The sequence below is a fragment of the Nonomuraea sp. NPDC050451 genome (assembly GCF_044458585.1).
Window position 1 is genome coordinate 162,657 of the sequence record NZ_JBITHZ010000017.1, and the last position, 22,514, is coordinate 185,170.

Here is a 22,514-nt window from a genome sequence, read left to right on the forward strand (position 1 = left end):
CCTTACCGGGCGGCTTCGGCGTACTGCGCCACGCCCTCGCCGAACGACCAGTCGAGCGGCGAGTTCTCGCTGACCGTGACGAACACGTTCCGCGGCTCGGTGCCCGCGTACTCCTCGGCGAGCTCGGCGATCCTGCGGTAGAGGGCCTGCTTCTGGTCGGCGGTGCGTCCCGCGCGCATGGTGACGGCCACGAACACGAGGTCGTCGTCCCGGTGGATGCCGAGGTAGCCGTCGTCGTAGCGGAACGTGCCCCGCGTGCCGTCGTGGCTGGTGAGCACCTGGAACAGGTCGTCGTGCGGGATGCCGATGGCCTCGACCAGGGCGTCGTGCACGGCCCGGCCCAGGGCCTCCAGCCGCTGCGGGTCCGCACGCAGGGCGTCAATACGAACAAAGGGCATGGGTTCCTTCTTTCACAGCGATTCGATCAGTGGCTGGTCACCGGTGAGCAGGTAAGAGGCGACGAACGTGGCCGGCTCGGTGCCGGAGAGGTTGTCGAAGCGGTGGACGGTCGCGCCCGCGGGCTCGAAGAAGGCGCTCCCGGCGCGGAGCTCTTCGGCGGGATGCCCGTCGAGCTCGTACATGATCCGGCCGCCGGTGACGTAACCGGCGACGCCGCCGGGGTGGGTGTGCGGGCCGCTCGCCGCCCCCGGCGGCAGGGTGACCCGGTGCGTCTCCACCCGGTCGATCCGCCCGGACCGGCCGGTCAGGTCGCCGGTCAGCAGGTGCTCGCGGCTGATGGCGCTCATGGGGGGTGCTCCCTTCGTACGCTTCACTTGACATGTCCGGCGAGCAGGCCGAGCGCGCCGTCCACGGCCTGCGCGTACACCTCCGCGTCGGCGGCGGCGCGGGCCAGCACGTATCCGCCCTGCAGCACCGCGACCAGCGCGGTGGCGGTGGCCGCCGGGTCGGGCCCGGCGGCGAGCTCGCCGCTCTCCCGCGCTTCCGCGAGGACGGCGGCGAGCCGGGTCCGCAGCCACGAGAACGTCTCCGCGACCGGGCGGCGCAGCTCGGGATCGGCCATCACGTCGGGGTCCTGGGTCAGGCGGCCGACCGGGCAGCCCCGGAGGGCGTCGCGCTCCCGGCGCAGGTAGGTCGTGATCCGCTGGATCGGGGTGCCGGGGCCGGACAGCTCCGCCTCCGCGCGTCCGCGCATCTCCTCCGCGCTCCGGGCGATCGCGGCCAGCGCCAGGTCGGGCTTGCCGCGGAAGTGGTGGTACATGCTGCCCTGGCCCGCCCCGGACCGCTGCTGGATCGCCTTCGGCGAGGTGCCCACGTATCCGCGCTCCCACAGCAGCTCACGGGTGCTCTCGATCAACCGTTCCCTCATGTCCACATCGCCATCGTACATACTAGTAGGTACAGCGGCAACGGGCTCCTCAGTGGGCCACGGTGACGACGATCTTGCCGAACTGGGTGTTGGACTCCATGTGCCGGTGCGCCCGCACGATCTCCTCCAGCGGGAACAGGCGATCCACCACCGCGCGGAAGGCCCCGGAACGCAGCCCCGAGGCCACGAACGCCGCGGCGCGGCGCATCCGCCGGGGATCCCTGGTGATCTCGTGCACCGTGTACGTGCGCAGGTTCAGCGCCGGCATGCCCAGCTCGAACCCCGGATAGGGCGTCGGCTGCCCGCTCTGCGCACCCCACAGGAACAGCGTCCCGTCCGCCGCCACGGCTCTGGCCAGCTCCGTCACGCCCGGCCCGGCGACGGCGTCGAAGACGTACTCGGCGCCCCGGCCGCCGGTCAGCGCCAGGATGCGGCCCGCCACGTCCTCCTCGTCCGAGACGATCACCTCGGCCGCACCCTCCTCGATCAGCCGCCGCTTCTTGGCGTCGGTGCGGGTGACGGCGATCGGCGTGGCGCCCAGGCGGTTGGCCGTGTGGATCGCGGCCAGGCCGACGCTGCTGGAGGCCGCGTTCACCACCGCCACGTCGCCCGCCCGCATCCCGCCGACTTCCACCATCGCGCCGTAGGCCGTCAGGTAGGGCATCCACACCGCCGCGCCGGACACCGCGTCCACCCCGTCGGGGCGCGGCACGAGCGAGCTCGCCGGCGCGATAGCCCGCTCGGCGTACATGCCGTAGTCGTTGTAGGAGAAGTTCGGCACGACGCTGACGGCCTGCCCCTCCTCGAACCCGGTCACCCCCGGGCCGATCGCCTCGATCACACCCGCGGCCTCGGAGCCGAGCCCGGCCGGGAACTGCTTGACCGGCTCGATGTACCGGCCGCTCCGGAACAGCGCCTCCGCCCTGTTGACCCCGATCGCGTCCACCCGGATCCGCACCTCGCCCGGCCCCGGCTCACCCGTCTCCAGGTCCTCCAGCCGCATCACCTCGGGCCCGCCGACCTCGTGGAACCGCACAGTCCTCGTCACGACACCGTCCCTCTCTCGCTGTGAACGCGGCTCACTGTAGAGAGAAAGTACGATCGTCGTCAAACTTCGATGTCTGTCGTACTATTGACCCATGGGACGTACACCGCCGCACCCAGAGGTGTCGCAGTTCGGCCTCCAGCAGGTGCTGGAGGCCCTCGTGGATCCGGTACGCCGGAGCATCGTCACGCAGCTCGACGCCGCCGGCGAGGACATCAAGTGCGGCGACTTCGACATACCGGTCAGCAAGTCCACCGCCACCCACCACTTCAACGTGCTGCGGGAGGCGGGCCTGATCCGGCAGTACTACGTCGGGACCGCCCGGATGAACACCCTCCGCCGGGCCGAGATGGACGAGGCCTTCCCCGGACTCCTCGACGCCCTCACCACCTCCCAGGCCCGCGCGGCTCAGCCTCTCGCCGGATAGACCCACCGCCTCGCCCGGCTGCCGGTTTCAGCAGCCGATGAGCTCCGGCGCCTGGGCGATGGGACCGAGCACGGCGCGCAGGGCGGTGCGCAGTTCGGCGATCGTCTCGGGCGGCAGCTTGAGGCGGGCCTCGAAGGTGGTCTCGGTGCCCAGGGCGTCGGCGGCCTCGGGGGCCAGCTCGAACCGGAGCGCCGCCCCGTCCAGGGTGATGGAGCGCACGCCCTCGCCGGTGCCGCGGATGCCGTGCCGCGCCACCCAGTAGGCCTCCTCGTAGCCCGCCACGTAGAGCTGCCCGGCCTCGGCGTCGTCGGCCGACTCCATCAAGAAGACCACGCGCTGGCCGTGGCCCTCGCCTTGACTGAAGTCGCGGCAGGTCATGGTTGCGGCCGGGACGTAGGTGACGTCCCCGTGGATCGGCGGCGGAGGCGGCGGGCGGCGGCCGGAGCGGTCGTCGGCCCACCAGTCGTGGTGTTCGCCGTACGTCGTGGCCATGCCGATCGGCGCGGCGGTCGGAAGCGCGGTCAGCAGCCAGCCGGGCGACTCCGTGCGGGGGAACGTGGTCAGCTCCGCCAGCGCCGCCAGTGCGGGCACCTCATCGAACGGCGGCGCGGAGCAGTCGACGCGGCCGGTGTAGCCCCGGCTGCCGGGCGAGAACGCCAGCTCGCAGGTGAACCACGTGCCGGAATCGGCCTTGTAGGAGAGCTCGCGCAGGCGCTGGAACGGCTCGTCCATCCCCTCGGCGGCGATCTCGCGGCCGTCGCGGGTGAGCGTGGTCTCCGCGTACGGGCCGACCTGGGCGCGGCGGACGGCCAGCCGCGTCCAGCCCGGCTCGGCGGCGGCGCGGGCGAGCTCGCCGATCTCCAACCGCAGGGCGTGGCCCTCGTCGTGCCGGTTACGCCAGTGTCCGGTCTTCCGGGATCGTCTGGCCGCCATGGTCATCCTTCCTGGCCGTTGTCGCCGGTGAGCAGGTCGTGCAGCCGGCGGGTCTCGCGCAGCAGGCCGCTGTCGCCCCTGCGGGCGGCCATGGCGCGTACCTCGGGGATCTCGCCGCGCGCCCCGGACCACTCGGCCGCCGCGGCGGCGAGGCCGACGAAGGCGGCCAGGCTGTTGCGGGGGCGCTCGCCGGGCGCGGGCAGCAGGGTGGGCAGGGCGGCGGCGGCGATCCGCCACACGTACGCGTGGGCGCCGCGCCGAGCCGCGGCCTCCAGCGCGGCGATCAGGTCGATCATCCGGACCTCGCCGCTCGCCACGAGGCGCCCGGCCTGGCGGCCGACCTCCTCCGCGGGCAGCTCGTCCCAGGCGGCGGTCTCCAGCAGGACGTCGACCGACTCGGGCATCCGCGGGTCGCCCAGGACCCGGGCCAGGACGACCGCGAACGCCGTCCCGACCGGCCCTTCCGCGCGGGCGAGCGCGCGGGCCTGCTCCGGCCCGACGGTGTCCTCGCCCCAGAAGCGCCTGAGCACGCACGGCATGAGGTACGCGGCGGCGACCTCGCGGTGGGAGGGCAACGTCGAGGGCCACCACGCCCGGTGCTCGGCGTCGCCCCGGTGCTCGGGGACGCCGAGCATCAGGTCGACCAGCGGCAGCCCGGTGGGTACGGCGGTGGCCGACGGCACCAGGCGGATGTCGTGCTCGTGGCCGCGATCGTGCCACTCGTGGCCTTCGCCTTCGTCGTCGCACTTCCACTCGAGCTCGATACCGACCTCCGGGCAGGTCCACGCGGCGACGATCCGGCCCGCGCCGGACGTCAGGCGCGCGGCCCGCCGCATGGCCTCGGGATCGGGAGTGCGCGGCAGGCGCAGCAGCGCCTGCTGGAGGTCGGCGGCCAGCGGCTTGGCCCCGGCCGCCTCGATCAGCTCCAGCCGCCGCACGAGCTCGGCCGCCGCCACGTGCCCGGTGCTGTGCGTGGGCGTGGCCAGGAGCAGCGGTGGCAGGGTGTCCTCCTCGACGGCCCGCAGGATCTCGGCCGCGCGATGCAGCAGCAGCCGGAGCGGGGCGGCCAGCCGGGTCTTCGGCATGTAGCGCAGCCAGGCGCGCTGGGTGGCCGCGGTCCCGGTCAGGGAACGCACGGCGCCCTCGAGCCACTGGTCGACCCGCTCCCAGGTCTCCTGGCGGTACGTCCAGTCGGGCCCGCCGATCAGCCGGGGGCGCAGCTCCGCCGCCACGCCCGCCCGGTCGCGGCCGACGAGCGTGACGAACCCGGCGAGCCGCCGTTCCCACGTCTGCCAGGAGCGGGCCCCCTCCGTCAGCAGCTCCTCGACGGACTCGATCGGGGGCGGGAAGGGGCGGGCGCGTTCGGGCGCCGCGGGCAGCGGCGGCGGCACGAACGCGGGCTCGGCCTCGGCGACGCTGCCGCCCGCGAACGCGGTGGCGGCCCGCAGGCCGAGGTGGGGCGGGAGCAGCTCGATGGCCTCGCGTACGGTGGCACGCCCTTCCTCGGTCATGCGGCCGGCGTGGGCGACGGCCAGCTCGACGGCCTTCTCCTGAAGCTCGGCGGAGTCGGCGGCGAACGCGCCGGCCAGCGGCCCGGCGACCAGGCCGGCGAGCTCGGGCGCACGCCGCACGGAACGGTCGAGCCACGACATCCCCGCGCGCACCAGCTTGCGCTCTGGACGGAACAGCAGCGACTCCCACGCCTCGGCCAGGTCGTCGGCGGCGAGATCGCCGCAGACGCGCAGGCGCTTCACGGCCAGCTCGGCGACCGGGCCCGGGGAGGCGGGCAGCAGGCGCAGGTAGTCGCGGGCACGGGCGGCCGCCTCGGCGGGCGAGGGATCCAGCGCCTCGTGCAGGCGTACGAAGAACCGCAGGTCGATGGCCGTACCGCCGAGCAGGAAGCGGCGCACGCAGCCGCCGATCAGCGCCTCGCGCTTGACCCGGCCCGACTCGGCCGCCCGCAGCAGCGCCCGCAGCCAGCCCTTCTGCGACGCCTTCTCCCACTGGAGCACCCGGCCCACGCCCTGCGCCTCGAACAGGCGCGGCAGCAGGTGGTCGAGCAGCGGGTCGTCGGCCAGGGACGACATCGGCTCGCGACTCACCCAGCCGGCCACCAGCGGTTCGTGCGGCGGCGGCTCGATGCCGGTCTCCCGGAGCAGGGCCAGGGCGAGCTCCATGCCGCGGTCGTCGGGCACGCGCATGCGCAGCACCAGCCGCTCGGCCAGATCGGCGCGCCAGGCGTCGGGCCGGTCGGCGAGCACCGCGAGAACGAGGGCGACGTCGGTGTCGGGGCCGGCCCACTGCGGCGCGAAGTCGCGCCGGTAGAGCCAGGACGCCACGGCCGCCGCCCCGCCGAAGGTGGCCGCGCCCGCCACCCGCAAGGCGCTCGCGTGGTCGACCACGCCGTCGTCCCACCGGTCGAACCGGGCGCGCAGCTCCTTCAGCAGCTCCGGTAATCGGGCCGCGACCTCCTTGCGCCCCTGCTCGTCCAGCGCCTTGACCTGCTCGGCGAGCCGGTCGGCCTGGCGTGCCACGATCAGCTTCTCGATCTCTCCCCAGTGATCCACAGCGGGGACATTAACCAGCCCCGCCGACACTTTCGACCACCTGATTAAATCAGTCGCTTGACTTACGTTTCCGCGCCTGGTTGGCTGACGGTGAAGGGGTCGACTAGGGGAGGTCACGGTGGGTCAAGGATGCGGTGAGAGCCGCGCCTTCGAGCCGCGACGGCCGTGCGGTGTCGCATTCGGGCCGGCGCGGTGGCGACCATGAGGGTGCGGGCCGAGCGGGCCTGCGCGACCCGCGAGCAGATCCTGACGGCGGCCGAGCGACTGTTCGCCGAGCACGGGGTGTTCGCCGTTTCCAACCGGCAGGTCAGCGAGGCCGCCGGGCAGGGCAACAACGCCGCCGTCGGCTACCACTTCGGCACGAAGACCGACCTGGTACGCGCGATCGTGCGCAAGCACACCGAGCGGATCGAGCGCATCCGCCGCCGCATGCTGGCCGAGACGGCCGGGTCCGGCGAGGTACGCGACTGGGTGTCGTGCCTGGTGCGCCCGGTCAGCGAACATCTGGCCGAGATGGGCAACCCCACCTGGTTCGCCCGGTTCGGCGCGCAGGTGATGACCGACCCCGTCCTGCGCGACATCATGATCGACGAGGCGCTGACCTCCCCCACGCTCGTCGAGATCCTCGGCGGGCTGAAGCGGTGCCTGCCCGAGCTGCCGCCCGACGTACGGGCCGAGCGCGGCGACATGACGAGCCACCTCATGGTGCACGTGTGCGCCGAGCGCGAACGCGCGCTGGCCGAGGGCACGCCCACGCCCCGTGCCCGCTGGCACGACGCGGCGACCGGGCTGATCGACGCGACCGTCGGGCTGTGGACGGCACCTGTCACACCGCCCGGCGGCCGGACCACCTCACGCGAAGGAAGCCGGCGATGACCGAGATGCACGAGTTTCCCATGGCCAGAGCGACGGGCTGCCCGTTCGACCCGCCGCCGCCCCTGCGCACCCTGCAGGAGGAGGGGCCGCTGGCCAAGGTCAGGATATGGGACGGCAGCACCCCGTGGCTGGTGACCACGTACGCCGAGCAGCGGGCGCTGCTGGCCGACCCCAGGGTCAGCGCCGACATCACCCGCCCCGGCTACCCGATCCAGGCGCCCCGCGTCGGCGCCGGCGGCACGATCAGCTTCATCATGATGGACGACCCCGAGCACGCCCGGCTGCGGCGGATGGTGCAGGCCCAGTTCACCGTCAGGCGGACGGAGTCCATGCGCCCGGCCGTGCAGAAGATCGTGGACGACCTGATCGACGACCTGCTGGCCGGCCCGAAGCCGGTGGACCTGGTGGAGGCGTTCGCCCTGCCGGTGCCCTCGCTGGTGATCTGCCAGTTGCTCGGCGTGCCGTACGCCGACCACGACTTCTTCCAGGAGAACAGCAAGACCGTCATCAGGCGCAGCACGGCGCCGGAGGAGCGGGCCGCCGCCGGTGCGAGGCTGTTCGAGTATCTGTACTCCCTGATGGGCGGCAAGCTCGCCGACCCGGCGGACGATCTGCTCTCGAAGCTGGCCGAGCGGGTCAAGGCCGGCGAGCTGACCCGGCAGGAGGCCGCCCGGATGGGCGTCCTGCTGCTGATCGCCGGCCACGAGACCACCGCCAACATGATCGCCCTCGGCACGCTCGCCCTCCTGCGGCACCCGGGCCAGCTCGCCCTCCTGCGCCACAACGACGACCCGCGGCTGGTCGCCGGCGCGGTGGAGGAGCTGCTGCGCTACCTCAACATCACCCACAGCGGGCGCCGCCGGGTGGCGAAGGAGGACATCGAGGTCGGCGACCAGGTCATCCGCGCGGGTGAGGGGATGATCATGGCCAACGACATCGCCAACCGCGACCCCGCGATCTTCCCCGACCCCGACGAGCTGGACATCCGCCGCGACGCCCGCCGCCACGTGGCCTTCGGCTTCGGCGTCCACCAGTGCCTGGGCCAGCCGCTGGCACGGATGGAGCTGCAGGTGGCCTACAGCACGCTCTACCGGCGCATCCCGTCCCTGCGCCTGGCGGCGGAGCTGGACGAGATCCCCTTCAAGCACGACGGCCAGGTCTACGGCGTCTACGAGCTCCCCGTCACCTGGTGAGCCGCCGGCACCCGCTCAGCGGCAGAAGGGCGCCATGCCCATGACGGACTTCACGCCGCCGAGCAGGTGCTGGACGAAGTACTGGTCACCGTCCAGCGGCTCGTCGGTCCACGCCTTGACGTCGTGGCCGAGGGTGGTGAGCCAGGCCCTGCCGCCGTCGTAGTACTGGCACCAGCTGACCGGGTGGTCGCCGCCGTGGCCGGGGTGGCCGAGGTTGCCGCGCACGCCGCGGGCCAGCGTGCTCTCGTCCACCCTGGCCAGTACGCGCACGCGCGTGGGGAACGGGACGAGGTTGTACCACTCGTCGGTGAAGGCCCAGCGCTGCGGCAGCCCCTGGGTGGAGGCGTCGCGCCGGTCGGCGGTGACGACGGTGCCCGGCTGGTTGGCGGCGTGGTCGTAGAAGTTGGCGTTGCCGAGCAGCCCTTCGTACCAGGGCCAGTTGTACTCGGTGCCGAAGGCGTTGTGCACGCCGACGAACCCGCCCCCGGCCCGGATGTACTGCCGCAGCGCGGTCTGCGCGGCGTCGTCGAGGGTGTCCCGGGTGGTGCTGAGGAACATCACCGCGTTGTACGGCAGCAGCCGCCCCGCCGAGGACAGCTGGGCGACGTCCTCGGTGTAGTCGACGGCGAAGCCGTTGTCCTGGCCCAGCTTGAGCACGGCCTTGATCGCGACGTTGTCGTCGTTGAGCGGCGGGTTGAGCCCGGGGCCGAGCGGGGTGCCGAGATGGGCGTGGCGGGGGCCGGCGGTGCGGCTGTAGACGAGCAGCCGGTAGCCCTTGGCGGGGTCGAAGTTGCCCCAGTCGTGGTAGCAGCGCGGGTCGGTGCCGCGACAGACGCCGTAGTCGGGGTCGCCGAGGTTCTGTGCCCCCTCGCGTGAGGCGGCGGAGCTGGGGGCGGTGGCGGTGAGCAGGAGTGCCGCCGCGCCGGTGAGGGCGGCGATCGACAGTCTGGTACGCATGGGCACCTCGCGCCTCGATCCACTAGATGGATCGGATGGTCCACTGAGAGGTTCGAGCGTAACCACGGCCCGGCACGAGGACAAGCTCTTGCCTTCACGATCGGCCGAGGCTTATGGTGCGTCCGTCATATGGATCAATAGGTCCATTTAGCGGACCACTGAAGGTGTGTGGTGCCAGTGGAACGACGTAACTTCCTCATCGGCGCGGCCGCGGCGCTGACCACCGCCGCAGCCACCGCCGAACCCGCCCAGGCGAGCACGGAGCGACAGCCGGCCTCCCTCGGCGTCGCCGGCAAGGACTTCCCCAAGGTCTGCGGCAACCTGGGCAACCACAACCACTCCCCGCTCAGGCAGATCACCGCCCGGAACCTGAGCCGCCTGGGCGGCGCCTGGCACGTCAACCTCGAGGGCGGCAGCACCGCGGCCCACCAGCAGAGCACCTGCGTCGTCGAGAACGGCGTCCTGTACGTGCAGACCACGCAGCAGAACGTCTTCGCCGTGGACGGCCGGACCGGCGCGATCAAGTGGAAGACCAACCTCGGCACCAGGCAGACCAACATGCGCGGCGTCGCCCTCGGCGAGGGCCTGGTCTTCTCCACCTCGGGCGCCAACATCGTGTACGCGCTGGCCAAGGACACCGGCCAGGTCGTCTGGCAGCGCCGGCTCATCACCGACGACGAGGGCGGCGGCGACACCGGCGGCTGCGACCCGCAGAACGGGCAGTGCGGCGGGCTGACCGGCACCCTGGCCGGCGCCGTCGTCTACCACGACGGCCTGATCTACGTCGGCATGCAGGGCAGCACCGGCGGCGCGCGCGGCCGGGCGTACGCGATCGAGGCCGCCACCGGCGAGGTCGCCTGGACCTTCTGGGCGTGCCCCGGCGAGGGCCAGTTCGGCAACGACACCTGGGAGGGCGAGTCCTGGAAGACCGGCGGCGCGGTGCCGTGGATCCACCCGGCCGTCGACCCGGAGCTGGGCCTGGTCTACTGGACGTTCGGCGGTTCCTACCCGCGCCTGGACGGCTCCGGCCGGGGCGGCGACAACCTGTTCGCCAACTCGATCGTGGCCATCGAGGCCAAGACCGGCAAGCGCAGGTGGCACTTCCAGTCGGTGCACCACGACATCTGGGACCTGGACAACGTCATGGCGCCGGTGCTGGTGGACATCAAGGTCAAGGGCAGGATGCGCAGGGCCGTCGTCTACGGCAGCAAGGTCGGCATGTTCTACATCCTCGACCGGGAGAGCGGCGAGCCGCTGCACGGCATGGAGGAGCGCCCCGTGCCGCAGGACCTCCGGCAGAAGACCGCGCCGACGCAGCCCTTCCCCGGCGGCGAGCCGTTCCTCACGCAGGCGCCGGAGTTCGGCAAGGCGACCAGGCCGGTGCCGTTCTACGCCTGGGGCGGCCTCTACACGCCGCACTGGGACCGGGCCACGATCATCTTCCCCGGCGCGGGAGGCGGCGCGGACTGGGCGCACCTGTCGTACAACCCGCACACGGGCTGGATCTACGTCGGGTACGGGCTGATCAACTCCGGCTTCTCCAACACCCACGACGGCCGGGTCAACACCTCGCGCCCGCTGGGCGAGTACTTCGCGGGCGGCATCGCGGCCGTGGACCCGCGTACCAACAAGCCGGTGTGGACCCTCGACCGCGAGTGGTCGCTGGCGCACGGCAACGGCATCCTGACCACCGGCGGCCGGGTGATGTTCCAGGGCGGGCCCGACGGGCTGCTGCACGCCATGGACGACACCGACGGCCGGATCCTGTGGAGCTTCCAGTGCGGCGCCGGCGTGCACAGCAGCCCGATCAGCTACGAGATCGACGGCGAGCAGTACATCGCGGTCCTGGCCGGCGGCAACGGGCTGCCGTACCCGGACATCCCGCGCGGCGACCACCTGTGGGCGTTCAAGCTGGGCGGCAAGGTGGCCCCGGCGGCCACGCCCACGCCGCCCAGCAAGCGCAACGACATCAGGGCGGCGGCCGTGGCCGGCACCACCGTCACGCTCGGCCGGATCTGGGACGCCGCCAACCAGCGGCCCGGCGCGAGCGAGAACACCGTCGCCCAGAACGCCATGTCACCCCAGCACCTGCGGGTGCCGAAGGGCACGACGGTCACCTTCGTCAACCCGGCCGACAACAAGTTCGCGCACGCCGCCGTGTCGTTCTTCGAGTACGAGTTCGACAGCGGCGTGCTGATGCCCGGCCAGTCCTTCACCCACACGTTCGGCACCGCGGGCGAGTACTTCTACAACGACGCGATCTTCCCGCAGAACACCGGCAAGATCGTCGTCTACTGACGGCGGTCAGGCGAGGGGGTGGTCGAAGCCGCGTTCGGACATGCGCTTGGCCACCTCCCGCAGGTCCGCGGCGAACTCCGCGACGCGCTCGTCGCCGAAGCGCACCGTGGGGCCGCTGAGCGTCAGCGCCGCCACGGTCGCCCCCGAGCCGCTCGTCACGGGCACGGCGACCGCCGACAGGCCGGGCTCGCGTTCGCCGTGGCTGACCGCGTAGCCGTCGCGCGCCGCCTGGTCGATCCACTCCCGCAGGGTGGCCGTGTGGGACTCGCCGTACGGGGAGGAGCGGGCGATCCGGGACAGCAGCCGCTCGGGGGCGTCCTTGAGCAGGATCTTCGAGGAGGCCCCCGCCCACAGCGGCAGCTCGTCGCCGACCCGCACGACGTGGCGCAGCGGCTGCGGGCTCTCCTGCTGGGCGATGCAGACGCGGTGGACGTCGCGCAGCACGTACAGGTTGACGGTCTCCCGCTGCCGCGCGCCCAGCTCGCGCATGAGCTGGACGGTCTCCGGCGGCAGCTCCCACGCCGTGCGGGCCAGGTGCGCCCACCGCCACAGGGCGGGGCCGGCCGCGTAGCCCTTCGGCGTGCTCCACAGCAGGCCCATGTGCTCCAGGGTCTGCAGCAACCGCAGGGCCGTCGTCTTGGCCAGGCCGGTCTCCTCGACGACCTCGCGGATGGTCAGCGTCCGCCGCTCCTCGGTGAGCAGCGACAGGATGTCGAACGCCCGCTGGACGCTGCGCACGCCGCCGCTCTCACCGGACTCTGCGGGAAGGTTCGAAGGCACGGGTCCTCACTTGTGGGTAGAAGGTGAACCTGCTGCCCACCTTCTCATGCGGTCCGCAGGCTAACATCCGGTCCGCTTGATGGTCCATATGATCCGCTATGTGGATCAGGGTCTTGCCAGAACCTGGGCTGTCCTCATACCGTGAGGCCATCCACAGTGCGGTTCATAAGAACCGCTTAGCGGATCCATGGAGCCGCCATGAACGCAATCCACGAGACCGGCTGCTTGGTCGCCGGCCAGTGGCTCACCGAAGGACCGCGGGCCGAGCGCATCGGCCCGTACGTCCGCCAGGTCGTCAGCCGGGCCAGAACGGCGCAGGCCGACGACGTCACCACAGCTCTCGGCTACGCCCGGCGCTCGGCCAAGGCGATCGCGCGGCTGGCCCCGGCCACCCGCGCGGACATCCTGGAGCGCGCCGCCGCGGCGATCGGCGAGCGCGGCGAGGAGTTCGCCCGCCTCCTGGCGCTCGAACTGGGCAAACCACTCAAGGACGGGCGCGGCGAGGTGCTGCGGGTGGCCGACACCCTGTCCGTCGCGGCGGCCGAGGCCAGGCGGATCGGCGGCGAGGTGCTGCCGGTGGCGGGCTGGGCGCGCGGGGTCGGCAACACCGCCCTCACCCAGCGCGCCCCCGCGGGCCCGGTGCTGGCGATCACGCCGTTCAACGCGCCCGCGAACCTGCTGGCCCACAAGCTCGCCGCCTCCTTCGCCGCCGGCAACACCACCATCGTCAAGCCGCCGCCGCAGGCCCCGGCCGTCTCCACGGCGCTGGTCGAGCTGCTGCTGGACGCCGGCATGCCGGTCGAGGCCGTACAGGTCCTGCACGGCGGAGGCGAGGTGGGCGCGCGGCTGTGCGCGGCGCCGGAGATCGCCGTGGTGAGCTTCACCGGCGGCGTCGCGGCCGGGCACGCCGTCGCCCACGCCGCCGGGCCGAAGCGGGTGCTGCTCGAACTCGGCGGCAACGCCGCGACCATCGTCTGCGAGGACGCCGACCTCGCCGAGGCGGCCCGGGTCTGCGCGCGCACCGGCTACAGCAACTCCGGCCAGAGCTGCATCTCGGTGCAGCGCGTCTACGTCCAGCGCTCCCGCTTCGACGACTTCGCCGACGCCCTGACCGGCGAGGTGAAGGCCCTGGCCGTGGGCAACCCCCTCGACCCGGCGACCGACGTGGGCTCGATGGTGGACGACGCCGCGGCCGAGCGCGTGGTCCGCTGGAGCGCCGAGGCCGCCGAGGCGGGCGCCCGGATCACCGCGGGCGGCAGCCGCGACGGGGCTGTGATGGCGCCCACCGTCGTGGTCGCACCGCCCCGCGACGCGCGGGTCGTCAGGGAGGAGGTGTTCGGCGCGCTGGTGGCCGTGCTCCCGTACGACGGCTTCGACGAGGTGATCGAGGAGTGCAACCGCAGCACGTACGGCCTGCAGGCCGGGATCTTCACCCACGACGTGCGCCGCATCGTCACCGCCTGGCGGGAGCTGGAGGTCGGCGGCCTGATCGTCAACGGCTCCTCCAACTTCCGCCTCGACCACGTCCCGTTCGGCGGCGTGAAGGACTCCGGCATCGGCCGCGAGTCGCCCCGCTGGATGATCGAGGACTTCACCGTGACCAAGACGCTCATGCTCAAGGGGCTGACCATCTGGGGAGACCGATGACCACGGCAGCCCACGCGCTCGTCGCGCAGTTGGAGGAGCTCGGCGTCGAGTACGTCTTCGGCACCTGCGGGCACACCAACATCGCGGTGCTCGACGCGCTGGCCGACAGCCCCATCCGCTTCGTCATCGCCCGCCACGAGCAGGCCGCCGCGCACGCCGCCGACGGCTACGCCCGCGCCAGCGGGAAACCCGGCGTGCTGCTGGTCCACGTCGGACCCGGCCTGACCAACGCCGCCACCGGCGTCATGACCGCCGCGCTCGACTCGGTGCCCCTGGTCGTGATCTCCGGCGACATCCCCTCCTACTACCGGGGCCGCCACCCGCACCAGGAGATCAACCTGCACGCCGACGGCGACCAGGCGTCGGTCTTCCGGCCCTTCGTCAAGCGGGCCTGGAACGTGCACCGCGCCCAGGACCTGGGCCGGGCCGTGGAACGGGCCTTCTGGACGGCGCGGTCGGGACGCCCGGGTGCCACGCTCGTCAACGTGCCGATGGACGTCTTCTCCCGGCCCGCGGAGCCGTACCCGCCGATCAGCCACGCGGCGGCGCCCGACCTGCCCGAGGCCACGGCCGAGCTGATCGCCGCGACGCTGGCGGCGGCCGACCGGCCGCTCCTCTACATTGGCGGCGGCCTGCGCGAGGATGCCGACGTGCTGATCGCGCTGGCCGAGCACCTGGACATCCCCATCGCGCACTCGCTCATGGCCAAGGGCACCGTGCCCGACGCCCACCCGCTCGTGCTGGGCATGACCGGCTTCTGGGGGCTGGAGCTGACGAACGCCTACGCCCGCGAAGCCGACGTCGTGCTCGCCCTGGCCACCCGTTTCGCCGAGACCGACGCCAGCTCGTGGGACCCCAAGTTCACCTGGGACTTCTCCGCCGGCAGCACGCTCATCCAGATCGACATCGACCCGGCCGAGCTCGGCCGCAACTACCCGGTGGCGATCGGCGCGGTCGCCGACGTGGGGCTCGCGGTCAAGGCCCTGGCCGACGCCGCCAAGGCCCACCCGCGGGCCGAACGGCCGGAGCTGCGGGAGAAGATCCGCCAGGCCAGGTCCGGGCTGTTCACCGCGAGCAGGGAGCGCGGCCGGAGCGAGGACTTCCCGCTGCGGCCCGAGCGCATCCTGGCGGACCTGCGCGAGGCGATCCCCGCCGACGCGGTGCTGGTCACCGACGTGGGCTGGAACAAGAACGGCGTCGCCCAGTGCTACGAGCTGCCCGCGCAGGGGCGGTTCATCACCCCGGGCGGCGCCTCCACCATGGGGTTCGGCCCGGCCGCGGCTGTCGGCGTGCAGCTGGCCCGGCCGGAGCGGACGGTGGTCGCGCTCATCGGCGACGGCGGCATGAGCGCGCAGCTGCCCGCCGTGCCGCTCGCGGTCGAGCAGGGCGCGCCCGTGATCTTCGTGGTGATGAACAACAGGTCGCACGGGACCATCTCGGACCTGCAGGCGGCCCACTTCGGCCGCAGCCACGGCTGCGACTTCACCGACCCGGCCGGGCGACCCTACAGCCCGGACTTCGCCGCGCTCGCCGTCGCGTGCGGCGCCGACGGCCACACCGTCACCACGCCCGCCGAGTTCGGCGCGGCCCTGCGCGCGGCCGTCGCGAACCGGCGTCCCGCGCTCATCGACGTCCCGATGGTGAATGAACCGGTGCCGACACCCGGCCACTGGAACATCAAGGACATCTATCAGGGGATGTTCTCCGACTGAAACCGTTGTGCGTTCGATATTTCCTCCGCCTCCGTGCGGCGCTATAACGAACGTACTAGTCCGTGAATTAGCTCTCTCACCTACCCCCAGAGGTGAATCGTGAGATTTCCGATCGTCGCGGCCGCGTTCATCCTGCTCGCCGCCTGTGCCCCGCCCGGACAGTCGAACCAGTCAGGCGCCGGCGCCACCGGACCCATCAAGATCGCGAACGTCAACGCCCAGAGCGGGCAGCTCAGCTCGCTCGGCCAGTGGGAGCACAAGGGCGTGAAGCTGGCCGTCGACGAGGCCAACAAGGCCGGCGGCGTCAACGGGCGGCAGATCCAGCTCGACCTGTTCGACAGTCAGGGCGACCCGACCGTCGGCACCAACGTGGCCAGGAAGATCGCCGGCGAGGGCTACATCGCCATGCTCGGCACCGCCGAGAGCGCGGTCACCCTGGCCATGGCGCCCATCCTCAAGGACGCCAAGATCCCGAACATCACCTCGGGCCAGTCGCCCAAGCTCGCCGAGCTGAAGAGCCCGTTCCTCTTCCTCAACGCGCCGACCAGCGTCACCTTCGACGAGACGCTCGCCAAGTACCTGGTCGACGAGAAGGGGCAGAAGAAGATCGCCCTGATCAGCAACAACGGCGCCTACGGCAGCGGCGAGCACGACGCCTTCCTCAACGCCCTCAAGACCAGGAACCTCACCCCGCTGGCCGACGAGGTCGTCACCCCCGACCAGAAGGACTTCAACGCCAACCTCGCCAAGATCCGCGAGAAGGACCCGGAGGTGCTGTTCATCGGCGCCGAGGAGGTCCAGTCGGGCCTGATCGCCAAGCAGGCCCGCGAGCTGGGGCTCAAGGCCGTCTTCGCCGGCGGCGCCCCGATGGGCACCGACGTGTACGCCACGACGGCCGGGCTGAAGAACGCCGAGGGCTCGATCGTCAGCTCGCCCTACCTGAGCAACGACGCCTCCGACGCCATCAAGGAGTTCGCCGCCAAGTACAAGGCCGCCTACAACGAGGAGGCGCGCATGCACGTCGCCAAGGCGTACGACGGCGCGTCGATCCTCATCGAGGCCCTCAAGAAGACCAACGGCGAGGGCGGGCAGAAGCTGGCCGACGCCATCCGCGGCGTCAAGCGCGCCGGGCTGCTGGGCGACTACGACTACGACGCCAACGGCGTCGGCATCCACACCACCAAGATCGGCCTGGTCAAGGACGGCAAGGTCGTGCCCGAGGCCGCGAGCTGACGTGCAGGTCTTCCTCCAGACCCTGATCGGCGGGGTCACGTTCGGAGCGGTGTACGCGCTGGTGGCGATGGGGTTCTCGATCGTCTACCGCACCATGGGGCTGGTCAACTTCGCCCACGGCAGCGTCGTGATGATCGGCGCGTACGCCGCCTCCACCTTCTACCTGGCCAGCCGGCTCCCCTTCGCCGTCGCGATCGTCGTGGCCATCGCGGTCACCGGCCTGATCGGCCTGGTGATCGAGCGCTTCCTGCGCCCCCTGGAGAACAAGGACTTCACGCTGATGCTGATCGGCACGATCGGCTTCGGCGCCGTCCTGGAAGCGGGGGCGGTCCTCGTCTGGGGGGCCACCGGCCACGCCGTGCCCTCCCCCGTCGCCACCGAGCCGATCGACCTGGCCGGCGTCCGCATCCCGACGTACAACGTGCTCGTGATCGCGGTCGCGGCGGCGGCGACCGGGCTGCTGGCGCTGTTCCTGCAGCGCACCAAGCGCGGCGCGGCCATGCAGGCGGTCGCCATGGACCACCAGGCCGCCACCGCGGTCGGCATCCACGTCGGGCGCAGCAACGCCATGGCCTTCGCCATCGGCGCGGGCCTGGCCGCGCTGGCGGGCAGCCTGGTCGGGCCCATGCTGTACGTCAACCCGACCATGGGCGGCACCCTGGGCATCAAGGGCTTCGCGGCCGCCATGCTGGGCGGCTTCGGGAGCATGCCGGGCGCGATCGTCGGCGGGCTGGCCTTCGGGCTGCTCGACTCGTTCGCCGCGGGCAACTTCCAGGAGTACTCGGAGCTGGTGACGTTCCTGGTGTTCGCCGTCGTGGTCATGATCCGCCCGACCGGCATCTTCGGAGAGGCCACGGTGAACCGCGCATGAGACGTCTGGTCTGGCTCGTCCCCGTCGCCGTGGCCGCCTGGCTGCTCCCCTACGGCCTGGGCGGCTACTCGATGCACGTCGCCGACGTGGCGATCATCTTCGCGATCCTGGCCGTCGGCCTCGGCCTGACCATGGGCGTGGCCGGGCAGATCAACCTGGCCCAGGTCGCCTTCTTCGGCGTCGGCGCCTACACCGTGGCCATCCTCACCACGCAGGCCGGCTTCGGCTTCTGGACCGCCGCGGTCCTCGCGGTGGTGGCCGCCGTGGTCTTCGGCGCGCTCGTCGGGGTGCCCGCGCTGCGCATGCAGTCGCACTATCTGGGCATCGTGACGCTCGGCCTGGCCCTGGCCTTCACCAACTGGGTCACCAACGCCACCGTCGCGGGCCGCGCCGAGGGCATCAGCGACCTGCCGGTGCCACCGATGTTCGGCGTCGACCTGTCCAGCGGCTACCTCTTCTACTACGTCGAGCTGATCGTCTTCGCGCTCGTCCTGGCCTTCGCCCTGCTGGTCACCCACTCGCCGCTGGGCCGCAGGCTGCGCGCCATGCGCGACGACGACCTCGCGGCGGGCGCGCTGGGCGCGGAGATCCCGCTGCTGCGCATGACCGCCTTCGTGCTGTCCGGCCTGTACGGCGGCGTCGCGGGCGTCCTGTACGCCGGGCTCATCCGCTTCGTCGCGCCCGAGTCCTTCAACATCGCGAACATGTTCCTCCTGCTCGCCATGGTGATCATCGGCGGCCGGAGCAGCATCCTGGGCTGCGTCGTCGGCGCCGTCGCGCTCTCCCTGGTCAGGGAGGCGCTGCTGGACGCCTCCGCCTACGCCCAGCTCGGCTACGGCCTCGTGGTCGTGCTCGTGGTGGTGTTCGCGCCCAAGGGCCTGGCCGGACTGCCCCGCCAGCTCCTGCGGCGCCGCCGCGACGGCTCGCGGGCCCAGCTCGGCCCCTTCCAGCCGTACGAGGCCGCCGCGTCCGCCGCTCCGGACGGCGACGTGCTGGAGGTCCGGGAGGTGACCAAGCGGTTCAAGGGCCTGGTCGCGCTCGACGGGGTGTCGCTCACCGTGCCCGCCGGGCAGATCCGCGGCGTCGTGGGGCCCAACGGCTCGGGCAAGACCACGCTGTTCAACGTCATCAGCGGCTTCTACACGCCCACCCAGGGGTCGGTGCGGCTGCGCGGGCGCGACGTGACGGGGGCGGCGCCGTACCGGCTGTCGCACCGCGGCGTGGCCAGGACCTTCCAGAACCTGCGCCTGTTCGAGGACCTCAGCGTGCGCGAGAACCTGCTCGTCGGCCTGGACCGCACTCCCACCACGTGGATCTGGCGCTACCCGAGCCTGCCCTGGAAGGTGCTGGGCTACGAGCGGGAGCTGCGCGAGCGGGCCGGAGAGCTCATCGAGCGGTTCGGGCTGGCCGAGGTCGCCGACGCCGAGCCGCGTTCGCTGCCGTACGGGATCCAGCGGCGCATCGAACTGGCCCGCGCCATGGCCATGCGGCCGAGCCTGCTCCTGCTGGACGAGCCCGCCGCCGGAATGAACGGTGAGGAGGTGCGCCGGCTCGGCGAGATCGTCCGCTCCATCAGGGACTCCGGCGTGACCGTCGTGATCATCGAGCACAACATGGGCCTGGTCATGTCGCTGTGCGAGCAGGTCACCGTGCTGTCGGGCGGCCGCGTCATCGCCGACGGCCCGCCGGCCGAGGTCGCCGTCCACCCCGACGTCGTGGCCGCCTATCTCGGCGACTCGATGACCGCCCCCACCGCCGAGGAGGCCACCCGTTGAGCACGCTCACCGTCGAGAACCTCTCCGTCCACTACGGCGGCGTACGGGCCGCCCACGACGTCTCCTTCACCGTCGAACCCGGCCAGTCGCTGGGGATCATCGGCGCCAACGGCGCGGGCAAGACCTCCACCCTCAAGGCCGTCATGGGCCTCGCGCCCCGGCAGGCCGACGCGATCCGCTTCGGCGGCCACGACCTCCTGCGCGCGCCCGCCCACACCTTGGTGCGGCACGGCATCGGCTACGTGCCCGAGGGACGGCACGTCTTCCCCGGCCTCAGCGTCGAGAAGAACCTCCTGCTCGGGGCCTACACGCAGAGCTGGAAGCGGACACCCATCGACGAGGTGTACGAGGTCTTCCCGGTGCTGCGCGAGATGCGCCACCGGCTGGCGGGGGCCCTGTCCGGGGGCCAGCAGCAGATGCTGGCCGTCGGACGGGCGCTGATGTGCCGCCCCAAGGTGATGCTGCTGGACGAGCCCTCCATGGGGCTGTCGCCGATCCTCGTCGCCGAGATCGCCGCCGTGCTCAAGCGGCTCAACGCCGACGGCCTGGCCATCCTGCTCGTCGAGCAGAACGCCAAGCTCACCTTCGACGTCACCACGACCTGCCTGGTGATGGAGAACGGCGAGATCGCCGCCACCGGCACCTCGGCCGACCTCCGCGACGACCCCCAGGTCCGGCGCATCTACCTCGGCCTCTGAACCCCCGGCTGCGGCACCCTGCGGCCAGGGGCGCGTCAGCCGGCGATCTCCGCGATGTCCGGCTCCAGCAGGGGAAAGCGCTCGAGCACCTCCGGGTCGTGGCCGGCGACCACCAGGTGGGGCCCGTCGGCCAGCTCCTTGATCCGGTCGAAGGCGCCGTACATCCCGGTCATGCTGTGCAGGATCGGGAACGGCCGGTCGCCCTCGATGTTCTCGTAGAAGTGGCTCGCGTCGGAGGCCAGCACGACGTGCCCGCGGGCGGTGCGCACGCGTACCACCTGCATGCCCGCGGTGTGCCCGCCCACCAGGTGCGCGCTCAGGCCGGGCACAACGGTCGCGTCGCCGTCGAGCAGGGACACGCGGCCGTCCCGGCGGGCGGCCTGGAGGTGGGCGAGGTCGTCGTCGTTCAGCAGCCAGCGCTCCCCCGTGACGCGCTCGGCCCAGGGCCCCGTCCAGTAGTCCAGCTCGGCCTGCTGCAGGACGTAGCGGGCCGAGGTGAACTCCCTGGCGGTGCCGGTGTGGTCGTAGTGCAGGTGGGTCAGCACCACGTGATCGACGGCGTGCGCCGCCACGTCCAGCCTGGCCAGCGCCTCCACCGGCGAGGCCAGGTAGCGCAGCCCCGCGGCCCGTTCGGCGCGCGCCCGGCCGATGCCGGTGTCGATGACGACCGTGTGCTCGTCGTTGACGGCCAGCCAGACGTAGTAGGCGGTGGGGTGCGGCTCCGCTCCCCGGGTGTCGTAGCCGTGGAAGTGCTCGCCACGCCGGGCGTCGCGCTCGGCGTAGCGCAGGGCGTACACGCGGAACCCGGTCACACCCGCACCGGTTCCTTGAGCCCGAGCTGCTCGGTGGGGACGCGGTAGGTCTCCCGGGCGGTGGCCACGGCGGCCACGTTGACCAGGCACAGGACCGCGGTGATGATCGACACGCCCAGCCAGCTGTCCGGGCCGGTGCCCGCCAGCGCCGTGGCCACGGTCGGCGCGAAGCCGGCGATCGCGAAGCCGATCTGGGTGCCGATCGCCATGCCCGACAGGCGGACCCTGGTGGTGAACATCTCGCCGTAGAACGACGGCCAGACGCCGCTGGTGGCGCTGTGCACGACGCCGAACATCAGGATGCCCACGACGAAGATCAGGGCGTAGCCGCCGGTGGAGATCGACCACAGGTAGGCGAACATCAGCACCGCGCAGCCCAGCGAGCCGCCGATGAAGACGGGCTTGCGGCCGATCCGGTCCGACAGCCGCCCCCACAGCGGGATCGTGATCACCGCGGCGACGTTGGCCAGCACGCCCACCCACAGCATGAGGCCGCGTTCCAGATGCATGGTGTTGACGGCGTACGACAGGGCGTGGACGGTGAAGATCGTGCTGACCGAGGCGATGACCGCGGCCACGACCACGCGCAGCACGTCCCGCCACTGCTCGCGGAAGAGCACGGCCAGCGGCATCTTGGCCACGTTGTCGGTGGCGACTTCCTGCTCGAAGGCGGGCGTCTCCTCCAGGGTGCGGCGGATGACCAGCCCGACCGCGGCCACCACGATGCTCAGCCAGAACGGCACCCGCCAGCCCCAGCTCAGCAGCTGGTCCTCGGGCAGCGCGGCGATCGGCAGGAAGATCGCGGTGGCGATGATCTGCCCGGCCTGGGTGCCGTTGAGCGTGAAGCTGGTGTAGTAGGCCCGGCGGGTCTCGGGGGCGTGTTCGAGCGTCATCGAGTTGGCGCCGGCCTGCTCGCCGGAGACGGAGAAGCCCTGCAGCAGGCGCAGCACCACGAGCAGGACCGGGGCGAGCACGCCGACCTGGTCGTAGGTGGGCAGGCAGCCCACCAGGAACGTCGAGACACCCATCATGACCAGAGTGGTGACCAGCACCTTCTTGCGGCCGAACTTGTCGCCCACGTGCCCCAGCACGAACGCGCCGACCGGCCTGGCCAGGTAACCGACGCCGAAGGTGGCCAGGGCCAGGAGCGTACCCGTGGCGGGAGAGCTGGACGGAAAGAAGATCTTGCTGAAGACCAGCGCGGCCGCGGTGCCGTAGATGAAGAAGTCGTAGTACTCCAAGGCACTACCGATCCAGGCAGCTATAGCCGCTTTGCGAGGTTTGCCCTGCACCGTCACGATTATGCTCCTCACGGGGGGATTGGATAGCGCAGTGGCAGGAAACTAACTCACCGGTTCGTACA

The 22,514-nt window shown here is 72.0% G+C and carries 20 protein-coding genes; 10 read left to right on the forward strand and 10 right to left on the reverse strand.

Features of this window, described 5'->3' with window-relative positions; genetic code table 11:
- Positions 1 to 2 precede the first annotated feature (2 nt).
- Genes ACIBI9_RS39570 through ACIBI9_RS39585 form a run of 4 tightly spaced genes read right to left on the reverse strand, consistent with a single transcriptional unit; the run spans position 3 to position 2,375 of the window.
- Complete coding sequence (locus ACIBI9_RS39570; protein ID WP_397230151.1) at positions 3 to 398, reverse strand: tautomerase family protein; 396 nt, start codon at positions 396 to 398, stop codon at positions 3 to 5.
- 12 nt (positions 399 to 410) lie between these two features.
- Positions 411 to 746 (reverse strand): cupin domain-containing protein, encoded by a 336-nt coding sequence (locus ACIBI9_RS39575; protein WP_397230153.1) that lies wholly within the window; start codon positions 744 to 746, stop codon positions 411 to 413.
- A 23-nt stretch (positions 747 to 769) separates the two neighbouring features.
- A complete protein-coding gene (locus ACIBI9_RS39580) occupies positions 770 to 1,327 on the reverse strand; it encodes a TetR/AcrR family transcriptional regulator (protein ID WP_397230273.1) in 558 nt (185 codons plus the stop codon).
- 49 nt (positions 1,328 to 1,376) lie between these two features.
- A complete protein-coding gene (locus ACIBI9_RS39585; RefSeq protein WP_397230155.1) occupies positions 1,377 to 2,375 on the reverse strand; it encodes a zinc-dependent alcohol dehydrogenase family protein in 999 nt (332 codons plus the stop codon).
- A gap of 91 nt (positions 2,376 to 2,466) precedes the next feature.
- Between ACIBI9_RS39585 and ACIBI9_RS39590 the strand changes: the two genes are divergently transcribed.
- Positions 2,467 to 2,799 carry an ArsR/SmtB family transcription factor gene (locus ACIBI9_RS39590; protein ID WP_397230157.1) on the forward strand — a complete coding sequence of 111 codons (333 nt, stop codon included), beginning with the start codon at positions 2,467 to 2,469 and terminating at the stop codon, positions 2,797 to 2,799.
- Between the two features lie 27 nt (positions 2,800 to 2,826).
- On the opposite strand, the gene ACIBI9_RS39595 is transcribed toward ACIBI9_RS39590, so the two are convergent.
- Together ACIBI9_RS39595 and ACIBI9_RS39600 are read right to left on the reverse strand one after the other, a co-directional pair.
- Positions 2,827 to 3,732: a hypothetical protein gene (locus tag ACIBI9_RS39595; protein WP_397230159.1), complete on the reverse strand. Its 906-nt coding sequence runs from the start codon at positions 3,730 to 3,732 to the stop codon at positions 2,827 to 2,829.
- A gap of 2 nt (positions 3,733 to 3,734) precedes the next feature.
- Positions 3,735 to 6,299 carry a DUF6493 family protein gene (locus ACIBI9_RS39600; protein ID WP_397230161.1) on the reverse strand — a complete coding sequence of 855 codons (2,565 nt, stop codon included), beginning with the start codon at positions 6,297 to 6,299 and terminating at the stop codon, positions 3,735 to 3,737.
- A 201-nt stretch (positions 6,300 to 6,500) separates the two neighbouring features.
- Here ACIBI9_RS39600 and ACIBI9_RS39605 point away from each other — a divergent pair, with 201 nt between their 5' ends.
- Together ACIBI9_RS39605 and ACIBI9_RS39610 are read left to right on the forward strand one after the other, a co-directional pair.
- Positions 6,501 to 7,175: a TetR/AcrR family transcriptional regulator gene (locus ACIBI9_RS39605; protein ID WP_397230163.1), complete on the forward strand. Its 675-nt coding sequence runs from the start codon at positions 6,501 to 6,503 to the stop codon at positions 7,173 to 7,175.
- A complete protein-coding gene (locus ACIBI9_RS39610) occupies positions 7,172 to 8,368 on the forward strand; it encodes a cytochrome P450 (RefSeq protein WP_397230165.1) in 1,197 nt (398 codons plus the stop codon). Before ACIBI9_RS39605 ends, ACIBI9_RS39610 begins: the two co-directional genes overlap by 4 nt.
- A gap of 15 nt (positions 8,369 to 8,383) precedes the next feature.
- Here the strand turns inward: ACIBI9_RS39610 and ACIBI9_RS39615 are convergent, their stop codons facing one another.
- Positions 8,384 to 9,325 carry a ThuA domain-containing protein gene (locus ACIBI9_RS39615; RefSeq protein ID WP_397230167.1) on the reverse strand — a complete coding sequence of 314 codons (942 nt, stop codon included), beginning with the start codon at positions 9,323 to 9,325 and terminating at the stop codon, positions 8,384 to 8,386.
- A 177-nt stretch (positions 9,326 to 9,502) separates the two neighbouring features.
- On the opposite strand from ACIBI9_RS39615, the gene ACIBI9_RS39620 reads away from it, so the two are divergent.
- Entirely contained in the window at positions 9,503 to 11,623 is a 2,121-nt protein-coding gene (locus tag ACIBI9_RS39620) for a PQQ-binding-like beta-propeller repeat protein (RefSeq protein ID WP_397230169.1), read from the forward strand.
- 6 nt (positions 11,624 to 11,629) lie between these two features.
- Here ACIBI9_RS39620 and ACIBI9_RS39625 read toward each other — a convergent pair whose 3' ends face one another.
- A complete protein-coding gene (locus ACIBI9_RS39625; RefSeq protein WP_397230171.1) occupies positions 11,630 to 12,403 on the reverse strand; it encodes an IclR family transcriptional regulator in 774 nt (257 codons plus the stop codon).
- 198 nt (positions 12,404 to 12,601) lie between these two features.
- Here ACIBI9_RS39625 and ACIBI9_RS39630 point away from each other — a divergent pair, with 198 nt between their 5' ends.
- From ACIBI9_RS39630 to ACIBI9_RS39655, 6 genes are all read left to right on the forward strand, one after another.
- A complete protein-coding gene (locus tag ACIBI9_RS39630; protein ID WP_397230173.1) occupies positions 12,602 to 14,050 on the forward strand; it encodes an aldehyde dehydrogenase family protein in 1,449 nt (482 codons plus the stop codon).
- A complete protein-coding gene (locus ACIBI9_RS39635; protein ID WP_397230175.1) occupies positions 14,047 to 15,762 on the forward strand; it encodes a thiamine pyrophosphate-binding protein in 1,716 nt (571 codons plus the stop codon). Before ACIBI9_RS39630 ends, ACIBI9_RS39635 begins: the two co-directional genes overlap by 4 nt.
- Before the next feature lie 99 nt (positions 15,763 to 15,861).
- Positions 15,862 to 16,995: an ABC transporter substrate-binding protein gene (locus tag ACIBI9_RS39640; RefSeq protein ID WP_397230177.1), complete on the forward strand. Its 1,134-nt coding sequence runs from the start codon at positions 15,862 to 15,864 to the stop codon at positions 16,993 to 16,995.
- 1 nt (position 16,996) lies between these two features.
- Positions 16,997 to 17,866 (forward strand): branched-chain amino acid ABC transporter permease, encoded by an 870-nt coding sequence (locus ACIBI9_RS39645; RefSeq protein WP_355372104.1) that lies wholly within the window; start codon positions 16,997 to 16,999, stop codon positions 17,864 to 17,866.
- On the forward strand, positions 17,863 to 19,641 hold the full coding sequence (locus ACIBI9_RS39650; protein ID WP_397230180.1) for an ATP-binding cassette domain-containing protein: 1,779 nt from the start codon (positions 17,863 to 17,865) through the stop codon (positions 19,639 to 19,641). Before ACIBI9_RS39645 ends, ACIBI9_RS39650 begins: the two co-directional genes overlap by 4 nt.
- Positions 19,638 to 20,339, forward strand: a complete 702-nt coding sequence (locus ACIBI9_RS39655) for an ABC transporter ATP-binding protein (RefSeq protein WP_397230182.1) — start codon at positions 19,638 to 19,640, stop codon at positions 20,337 to 20,339. The genes ACIBI9_RS39650 and ACIBI9_RS39655 overlap by 4 nt, the downstream gene beginning before the upstream one ends.
- A 35-nt stretch (positions 20,340 to 20,374) precedes the next feature.
- Here ACIBI9_RS39655 and ACIBI9_RS39660 read toward each other — a convergent pair whose 3' ends face one another.
- Both ACIBI9_RS39660 and ACIBI9_RS39665 read right to left on the reverse strand, forming a co-directional pair.
- Entirely contained in the window at positions 20,375 to 21,151 is a 777-nt protein-coding gene (locus tag ACIBI9_RS39660) for an N-acyl homoserine lactonase family protein (RefSeq protein ID WP_397230184.1), read from the reverse strand.
- Entirely contained in the window at positions 21,148 to 22,464 is a 1,317-nt protein-coding gene (locus ACIBI9_RS39665) for an MFS transporter (protein ID WP_397230186.1), read from the reverse strand. Before ACIBI9_RS39665 ends, ACIBI9_RS39660 begins: the two co-directional genes overlap by 4 nt.
- Positions 22,465 to 22,514: the final 50 nt, after the last annotated feature.

Coding starts and splice junctions, on each gene's coding strand:
- ACIBI9_RS39630 (WP_397230173.1), top strand. CDS start 12,602: ATGAACGCAATCCACGAGACCGGCTGCTTGGTCGCCGGCCAGTGGCTC.
- ACIBI9_RS39570 (WP_397230151.1), bottom strand. CDS start 398: ATGCCCTTTGTTCGTATTGACGCCCTGCGTGCGGACCCGCAGCGGCTG.
- ACIBI9_RS39615 (WP_397230167.1), bottom strand. CDS start 9,325: ATGCGTACCAGACTGTCGATCGCCGCCCTCACCGGCGCGGCGGCACTC.
- ACIBI9_RS39650 (WP_397230180.1), top strand. CDS start 17,863: ATGAGACGTCTGGTCTGGCTCGTCCCCGTCGCCGTGGCCGCCTGGCTG.
- ACIBI9_RS39580 (WP_397230273.1), bottom strand. CDS start 1,327: ATGAGGGAACGGTTGATCGAGAGCACCCGTGAGCTGCTGTGGGAGCGC.
- ACIBI9_RS39605 (WP_397230163.1), top strand. CDS start 6,501: ATGAGGGTGCGGGCCGAGCGGGCCTGCGCGACCCGCGAGCAGATCCTG.
- ACIBI9_RS39595 (WP_397230159.1), bottom strand. CDS start 3,732: ATGGCGGCCAGACGATCCCGGAAGACCGGACACTGGCGTAACCGGCAC.
- ACIBI9_RS39575 (WP_397230153.1), bottom strand. CDS start 746: ATGAGCGCCATCAGCCGCGAGCACCTGCTGACCGGCGACCTGACCGGC.
- ACIBI9_RS39635 (WP_397230175.1), top strand. CDS start 14,047: ATGACCACGGCAGCCCACGCGCTCGTCGCGCAGTTGGAGGAGCTCGGC.
- ACIBI9_RS39610 (WP_397230165.1), top strand. CDS start 7,172: ATGACCGAGATGCACGAGTTTCCCATGGCCAGAGCGACGGGCTGCCCG.
- ACIBI9_RS39590 (WP_397230157.1), top strand. CDS start 2,467: ATGGGACGTACACCGCCGCACCCAGAGGTGTCGCAGTTCGGCCTCCAG.